This window comes from Arthrobacter sp. MP_M4, assembly GCF_035984855.1.
Classification (GTDB): domain Bacteria; phylum Actinomycetota; class Actinomycetes; order Actinomycetales; family Micrococcaceae; genus Arthrobacter.
Genome location: NZ_JAXCHX010000048.1, coordinates 1 through 7,305 on the forward strand (window position 1 = coordinate 1; position 7,305 = coordinate 7,305).

The window sequence follows — 7,305 nt, forward strand, 5'->3', positions numbered from 1 at the left end:
TCTGCCCGGGCCCTCATGGATCAACCAACCCAAGGAAAACACCGAACAGTCAGCCGCCTAACTCCCGTTGGTACCGTTCAGCTTGAAAAATTCCGTTGCCCGCGTTCAATTGCCCGGTAGACAGTAGAACGACCGACGCTAAACAGCTCGGCCAACTCTGCCTTGCTGTGTTCCCCCGCGGCGTGCAGTTCGAGGAGGTGGCTTTCCTGTTTGACGGTGAGTTTCGGTTGCTTCCCTCGTAGCCGGCCCTTCGCCTTGGCAACCTTCATTCCCTCACGGGTTCGCATGCGGATGAGGTCGGCTTCGAACTCGGAGATCATCGCCAACACGTTGAACAGCAGTTTGCCCATCGGGTCAACGGGGTCATGGACGGATCCACCAATGCTGAGTTTGATTTCCCGGTTAGCGAGGTCATCTGCAATTTCGTGGGCATCCCGGACGGAACGCGCCAGCCGGTCAAGTTTCGTGACGACGAAAGTATCCCCCGCCCGACACGCGGCCAGGGCTTCGCGAAGTCCTGCACGGTTCTTGTTTGTGCCAGTAAAGCCGTGGTCAACATAAATTCGTTCAGACCCAACGCCAAGGGCAGCCAGGGCATCACGCTGGGCAGTGAGGTCTTGCGCCTCGGTGGACACGCGCGCGTAGCCGACCAGTATTTTAGACATAGAAAATAGTGTGTCATATAACGCCCCCTCACCGGTCAATTCACCGGACGGGTCTTACGGGACGCTGATGGACCCCAGCTCGCAATGATGCAGTTCAACAGCGCGTGCGACCGGTGGAGGACCGGCTAACGGGCGGCTGCTGCGACACGGCGCGATCACGAATGCCGTCACGAAGCGATCAAATCCATATGTAGAATTCGTGTGCACTCGTGTTTGCCAACTCATCCGCTGTGTTCCGCCGGTCAAGCTGCAATGCCTTCTCCTTGCGCCCGGGCCGCGACACGGCCCCGTCCACTGATGCAAAGCTGGCATCGCACTATTCACTCAGTGTATAGATTGAGGTGTGAACAACTCTCTCACTCTGTTGGGCCTCTTGAGCCGCGAGCCGAGCTACGGCTACGACCTCAAGCACTCTTATGACCGCTACTTCGGAGCCGGAAAGGCCTTGGCCTTCGGGCAGGTGTATTCCACCCTGGCCCGAATGGTCCGTGATGAGCTGATCCGGGCCCTGGGTGAGGAGACCGGAGGCGGACCGGACCGCAAGAAGTACGAGATCACCGTGGCCGGCCAAGACAGGGTGCGCGAGTGGCTATTCACTCCCGACGTTCCCTCCGAGTCCCTGCAAAGCGAGCTCTTTGCCAAGACGGTGATCGCCTTGTTGCTCGACGACGACGCCGACCGGCTGCTCGACGTGCAGCGCGGTGAACACATGGCCCGGATGCGGGAACTGACCCGGCTGAAGAAAGACGCGGACCTGCTCCGGGTCCTGATGTGCGACCACGGCCTGTTCCACATCGAAGCTGACCTGCGCTGGATCGACCTCACCAGCGCCCGCCTGACCCAACTCAAGAAGGAGCTCCAGAGCGCATGAGCACCCATGACACCGTTGCACCCATCCTCAGTGCCCACGGCCTGCACCATTCCTTTGGACAGACGGCCGCATTGCGGGGCGTCGACCTCGACGTCCACGCAGGGGAAGTATTAGCCGTCATGGGCCCGTCCGGGTCGGGCAAATCCACGCTGCTGCACTGCCTGGCCGGAGTTCTAGTACCCGACGGAGGTTCGGTGACCTACCGTCCCGCCGGACGGTCGCCGATGGAGACCAGCGCCCTGGGAGAGCCGCAGCGTGCCCGGCTGCGGCTGACCGATTTCGGGTTCGTCTTTCAGTTCGGCCAGCTGCTGCCGGAGCTCACCGCGGCGGATAACGTCAGCATCCCGCTGCTTCTGGCCGGGACCCGGCGGCCGGACGCGCTACGCCGTTCCACGGAGCTGCTAAACCGCCTCGGCCTGGACGGGCTTGGGTCCAAGCTGCCCGGGGAACTGTCCGGAGGCCAGGCCCAGCGAGTCGCCGTGGCCCGGGCTCTGGTGACGTCCCCTGCCGTGTTGTTCGCCGATGAGCCCACAGGTTCGCTCGATTCCCTCGCCTCGGAGAATGTACTGACGCTGATGCTCGAGTTGGTCCGTGAAGAGGGCACCACGGTGGTCATGATCACCCACGACGCGCGCACCGCCGCGTATGCGGACCGGGAAGTCATCGTGCGCGACGGAGCAATCGGTGCCGGCTACCGGGTGTCCGCGTGAATCCGGGGTTGCTCAAGCTGGCAGTCGTCGGCAGCAGGTCCGCCTATGGCAGGCTCGCCGGAATCGCCGGAGGAGTCGCCGTCGGAGTATGCCTGCTATTGCTGCTGTGGGGCGGCGCCAACGGCCTGAGTGCACGTGATGACCGCGGTGCCTGGCTGCGCGAAACCGGACGCCCGTCCGTCGCCGCCCCGCCAACGGAAGATCCGACCACTTCGGGACCGGGGACACCGGTACCGCTGACCCCCGCCACGGTGCTCATGGAAGCCAACCCGGTGGAGGTCTTCCGCGACCAACTGATTAACCGCCGCGACGTCGCGGCTCTGGATTCGGCCACCGTCAGGATCCCAGGGATCGGCAAACCTCCGGAGCCGGGCCATTACTACGCATCCCCGGCACTGCAGCGCCTGATCGAATCAACGCCGCAGGATCAGCTCGGTGACCGTTTCGGGACGTTTGCCGGCACGATTGACGATGGTGCCTTACCCGGGCCGGACTCCCTGATCGTCGTCATGGGAGCAACGGAAGCCGAACTCCGCCAGAACGGCAGGGCCGTCCTGGTGTCAGACTTCACCACCGACCCGTACGGTGGCAGCGCGGCCGCCTACAACACGGTGCTGTCCATCGGGGCCATCGCCGTGTTCTTCCCCGTTCTGCTGCTGATCAGCATTGTCACCGGCCTCGGCGCCGCCCAGCGCCGCGAACGCTTCGCGACCCTGCGCCTCATCGGCGCATCCCCACAGCTCATCTCCCGGATCGCCGCCGTCGAAACCGCCGTCCCCAGCCTTGTCGGGGCGTTGCTGGGCGTCGTGCTGGCGATCGTGCTGAGGCCGGCTGCCGCGCAAATACCCGTCAACGGCACCAGGATGTTCGCCGCAGATCTGACCACCGGCCCGGCGGCGGCCGCCGCCGTCGTCGCCCTGGTGGTCGCGGCCTCGACACTTGTGGCCGCGCACCGCACGGCCCGTGCCGGCATTGGCCCCTTGGGCGTGACGAGAGCCGTGCACGAAAAAACACCCACCATGTGGCGGACCGCGCCCGTGCTGGCCGGACTCGCCGCCATGATCACCGCTGTCCTCGCGATCCGGACCGGCGACGCGGGGCTACTGTGGCTGGCATCTCCGCTCCTTATCCTCGGCTTTCTGCTCATCCTCGTCGGCATCGTGGTCATCGGCCCCTGGCTGACGCGCCTGGTGAGCCGGATCGGACTGCGCCAGGCGCGAAGCGCGGCAGGAGTCATTGCCGCCAGCCGGATCCAAAAGACACCGGTCGCGACCTTCCGGTCCGTATCAGGGCTGGTCATCGCCGTGTTCGTGGTCTCCGTCTTCGCCGGAGGATCCAGCATCGTCGAATCCACGGAGGTGCGCCCGGCCCGCGCCGGCCTGCTTCAGCCCACCAGCCTCCACGCCACCATAAGCAGCGGACACACCCCGGCCCAGGTAGCGGAGGCCGCCCGCCAGGCCAGGGACCTGACCGGAATCCGCAGCGCCACCGTCGGCTACGGCCCGGCAGCTCTCTCCGAAAGGGGTGCCGGTTCTGAAATCTACTTTCGCGCCGCGGACGCCCCCGACCTCGGATTCCAGGACATCCCAGCCGCAGAGACCGTCGCCGTCGATACAACGTTCCTCCACTACTGGACCACGCAACCACTGGCACTGACCCCGGCGCCCGCCACCAACCTGGACGGACTGGTTCCTGTCGTGATGGTGCTCGGCACCGACGGGACCCCGGAAGCTATGGACCGTGCCCGGACAGCATTAAACAGTTCAGGCATCACGGCCATCCCTGCCACCTCCCCGCTGGACCTCAAACTGCAGTCCACCGGCCGCCTGATTCAGGGCCTGGCCGTCCTTGCCTACCTCGGCATGTTCGTCGCGATCGCCATCGCCGGCCTCTCGCTGGCCGTCGCCACCGCCTCCGCCGTTCTGGACCGGAAGAGAGTTCTCGGCCTGATGCGGCTGATGGGAATGCCGGTGTCCGTCCTGCGCCGCATCATCACCCGTGAAGCAGCAGTCCCGCTCCTGGCCGTGCTGCTACTCTCGGTCGGCCTCGGATTCCTTGTCGCCTGGCTGATGGTGACCTTCATCGACGACACCTACCGAGTGACCTGGCCGGCACCCGACTACTTCATGGCCCTGGGTCTCAGCTTGCTCCTGGCCCTCGGAGCAGTCACCGCGACCTTCGGCCTCATTCGGAGCAATACGGCAATGACGGCCACCCGCTTCGAGTGACACGCACTTGAGACGAGCCGGTGAAACGTCCGGTGAAGGATCGGTCAACGGGCAATCGCCGTTGTGTTGGATGTGCCACTGCTTGAATAGGGCTTACGGACTGAACGATCGACTTAGGGGATCTGACGTGACACAAGTGATAAAGGAAGCACACGATTCCTGGGCCCGGGGAAGGTGGCGCAACCCGCCCGTGCGTGTCGTCGCGGATGGTCGGACTCTGCGGGTAACCGCAGCCGAGAACAGTGACGCGTGGAGGCACACCTCGTACGGCTTCGTCCATGACAGCGCGCATGCCCTGTTGGCACCGCTGCCCGCTGAGGGGGCGGTGGAGGTTTCATTCCTTCTGAATTACACCGAGCAGTTCGACCAGGCGGGGATCTATCTTCACGTTTCGGAATTTTCTTGGATCAAGGCCGGCGTGGAGGTGTCCGACGGAGTCCCACAGGTCGGGGCCGTCGTAACACATGGGGTCTCCGACTGGTCGGTGGCACCTGTCCCTGAGTGGATCAATCGGGAAATCACAGTGCGGCTGAGCAGGGCCGGTAACGCCGTCACCATCAGGGCCCGCGCCGGGGATGAGTCTTTCCGGCTCATCCGCGTTGCTCCTCTGGATGAAACAGTAAGTGCCGAGGTCGGCCCATTTTGTGCCTCGCCCACTCGGGCTAACTTCACGACCACCTTCACCCGATGGGTTGAGACCGATGCAGATGCAACCCTGCACCCTGAACACGACTAAAGCCGCAGCACTCATCCGTGAGCCGTACTGGGAGCGGTGAAGGATCCTTTACCGGGCGCTGCGGTCACCCAGCACCCGCGGCGAAGGAGCCAGCAAAGCCGGGGGCAGTCCAATAGGCAGCTCAGCTGCCCTCAATCCGAACGCTGGGCGGCCGCTTTTGCATGCGGCGCTCGGTGGTGGCCGTTTTTGGCTTAGCCTCTAAGCATTGAGATTTCTTGGGGGAAATATGAATAAAGCGCAGAGACGCGCCCACGTTGAGCCGCCCTGTTCGGATTGCGGTTCCCGGGTGATTCCGATCTGGAGGGACTCGCGTGCCAGTTCTGAGGCGCAGCCGGACTGGCGCGTCATCGCCCGTGAATGCAGCAACCAGCGCTGCCCTCGCCGCAACCACGTGAATCGGTAGGCCTCCCTGAGGCCGGGGCTCGCTCAAAGACACAGACCGCAAAGCCTTCCTCGCCCACCTGGCTTACCTTGATCAACTCATTCACGACGCGCAGAACTAGCACTGGGCAATGAGTCAACGGCACCTGACCCTCTGCTCTTGGCACGAGATCTCGCTGCCCACTATGCGTCCGTCAGCGGATCCTTTAGCGGGCCGCCTTCCATCTGTTCGTCAGCGTGCCGGGCACATCACGGGTCCCGTGCTCGGTAGTCTCAGCGAGTGACGGATTATCGGCAACACCCCAGCGTCGTGGCACATTGGCAAGGCGACTCACTGCAGCCTCTTCCTGAAGCCTTGGACGCACAAGAGACCATATGGTTTGCGCTGCCCCCGGAACCAGACGCCGAGCCAATGTGGGAAGGCCTGCGCGGCCGCGTCGAAGCGGAAGGCACGGCGACCGTTCTCGCAGTGCCGGCCTATCTCTATGACATTAACTTTGGCGACCGGGTGACCGTGATGCGCTCAGAGGAGAACGCCCTCGTTGCAACAGGCGTAGACCACGACGCTCTCAACTTCACATTCAGAATCCTGCTGAAAACGGACGGCGGCAACGCATGGGAGCCCCTGGCCACTGAGCTAGCTCAGATTGGGTGCCTGCTCGATGTCATATCTCCGCGATTCTTCGCCATTTCATGTGGTGAACCTCTGACGCAGGAAATCTCCGATAGATTGCACGCCCTGGAACACAACGGCGTTCTTCATTACGAGACGGGCCGAACTCAGCAACCGAGGCACAAGTAGGTTCGGCGCTCCTCAACGCAGTCATCGACCAGGCAGTGTCTGCTGGACTCTGGGTCGCCGACCTTAACCCGCGCGCACAAGCCTTCTATCGAAAGAATGGCTTTGTTGCCGACGGCTCGGTGAAGCTTGAAGACAACGTGCGGGAGCTCCGGATGGTCCGAACGGTTTAAGCAGCAACGCCCGCTGAGGGATGGTCGACCGGACGCTACCGCGCCCGGCAGAAGATCGGCCTAGCGGCGTCGGGGTGGCGCACTTGCCGGACCGGAACGGTGCCGGCAAGTCTACTGTCGCCCGGGCTATCGCGGAGTCGGCAGGTTCCGCTGGTCAGGGACCCGCGTCGGCGTCCGCCCACCCCAGAGTGCCCGAGCGTTCAGGGACCACCTTACTTTTGGACGGCATCCTTGCAGCATGCCAAGTGACCTCGGCAGTGTGGGGATGGTTGAGTTACGTACTGAGCCGTTCAACCGCAGGAACTTGCGCGGTTGCGGAGCTATTTCTTGTTGGGCTTTTTGATCTTGAAAACACCTACTCCGGCTGCAAGTGCTAGAGCGACGGCAATCAGGATTGGAAGATCCATTAGCTTTCCTTGGTAACTACTAAGAGCTCGGCCGGGAGTAGGCGCGCTACGGTGTCGGTTCGAAGGACATTATGAGATCGGAAAACAGGGACAGCTAGTTTGTGGATGCTATCGCACTGAGGCAGCCTTTTTGTGCTCGCTCTGCACCCGCACTAGTTGCCGGGTGAAGGATCGCTGGAGTGGGCGTTGGGCCACGGCTTACGGACGAGGTTCTGAATGTTTCTGACAAACTAGCCGCATCGGAATTTTTCAAGCTGAACGGTACCAACGGGAGTTAGGCGGCTGACTGTTCGGTGTTTTCCTTGGGTTGGTTGATCCATGAGGGCCCGGGCAGA

7 protein-coding genes are annotated in these 7,305 nt (G+C 63.1%); 6 read left to right on the forward strand and 1 reads right to left on the reverse strand.

The genetic code is table 11. From position 1 onward, the window contains the following. Positions 1 to 77: 77 nt before the first annotated feature. Entirely contained in the window at positions 78 to 665 is a 588-nt protein-coding gene (locus RCH15_RS18780) for a recombinase family protein (RefSeq protein ID WP_326962169.1), read from the reverse strand. Between the two features lie 343 nt (positions 666 to 1,008). Here RCH15_RS18780 and RCH15_RS18785 point away from each other — a divergent pair, with 343 nt between their 5' ends. The 6 genes from RCH15_RS18785 to RCH15_RS18810 all read left to right on the forward strand — a co-directional run bounded on the left by RCH15_RS18785 (position 1,009) and on the right by RCH15_RS18810 (position 6,563). Next, positions 1,009 to 1,536 carry a PadR family transcriptional regulator gene (locus tag RCH15_RS18785; RefSeq protein ID WP_226774166.1) on the forward strand — a complete coding sequence of 176 codons (528 nt, stop codon included), beginning with the start codon at positions 1,009 to 1,011 and terminating at the stop codon, positions 1,534 to 1,536. Next, the gene (locus tag RCH15_RS18790; protein WP_326962170.1) at positions 1,533 to 2,246 is read left to right on the forward strand and encodes an ABC transporter ATP-binding protein; all 714 of its coding nucleotides are present in this window, start codon (positions 1,533 to 1,535) and stop codon (positions 2,244 to 2,246) included. Before RCH15_RS18785 ends, RCH15_RS18790 begins: the two co-directional genes overlap by 4 nt. Beyond that, positions 2,243 to 4,474, forward strand: coding sequence for an FtsX-like permease family protein (locus RCH15_RS18795; RefSeq protein ID WP_326962171.1), 2,232 nt, complete (start codon positions 2,243 to 2,245; stop codon positions 4,472 to 4,474). Before RCH15_RS18790 ends, RCH15_RS18795 begins: the two co-directional genes overlap by 4 nt. 127 nt (positions 4,475 to 4,601) lie before the next feature. Further along, on the forward strand, positions 4,602 to 5,210 hold the full coding sequence (locus tag RCH15_RS18800) for a DUF1349 domain-containing protein (protein ID WP_326962172.1): 609 nt from the start codon (positions 4,602 to 4,604) through the stop codon (positions 5,208 to 5,210). Positions 5,211 to 5,871: 661 nt separating this feature from the next. After that, complete coding sequence (locus RCH15_RS18805; protein ID WP_326962173.1) at positions 5,872 to 6,393, forward strand: DUF4265 domain-containing protein; 522 nt, start codon at positions 5,872 to 5,874, stop codon at positions 6,391 to 6,393. A 35-nt stretch (positions 6,394 to 6,428) separates the two neighbouring features. After that, positions 6,429 to 6,563: a hypothetical protein gene (locus RCH15_RS18810; RefSeq protein WP_326962174.1), complete on the forward strand. Its 135-nt coding sequence runs from the start codon at positions 6,429 to 6,431 to the stop codon at positions 6,561 to 6,563. Positions 6,564 to 7,305 lie beyond the last annotated feature (742 nt).

Bases quoted from the DNA above. Each gene is read 5' to 3' on its own strand.
- RCH15_RS18780 (WP_326962169.1), bottom strand. From the start codon at position 665: ATGTCTAAAATACTGGTCGGCTACGCGCGCGTGTCCACCGAGGCGCAA.
- RCH15_RS18790 (WP_326962170.1), top strand. From the start codon at position 1,533: ATGAGCACCCATGACACCGTTGCACCCATCCTCAGTGCCCACGGCCTG.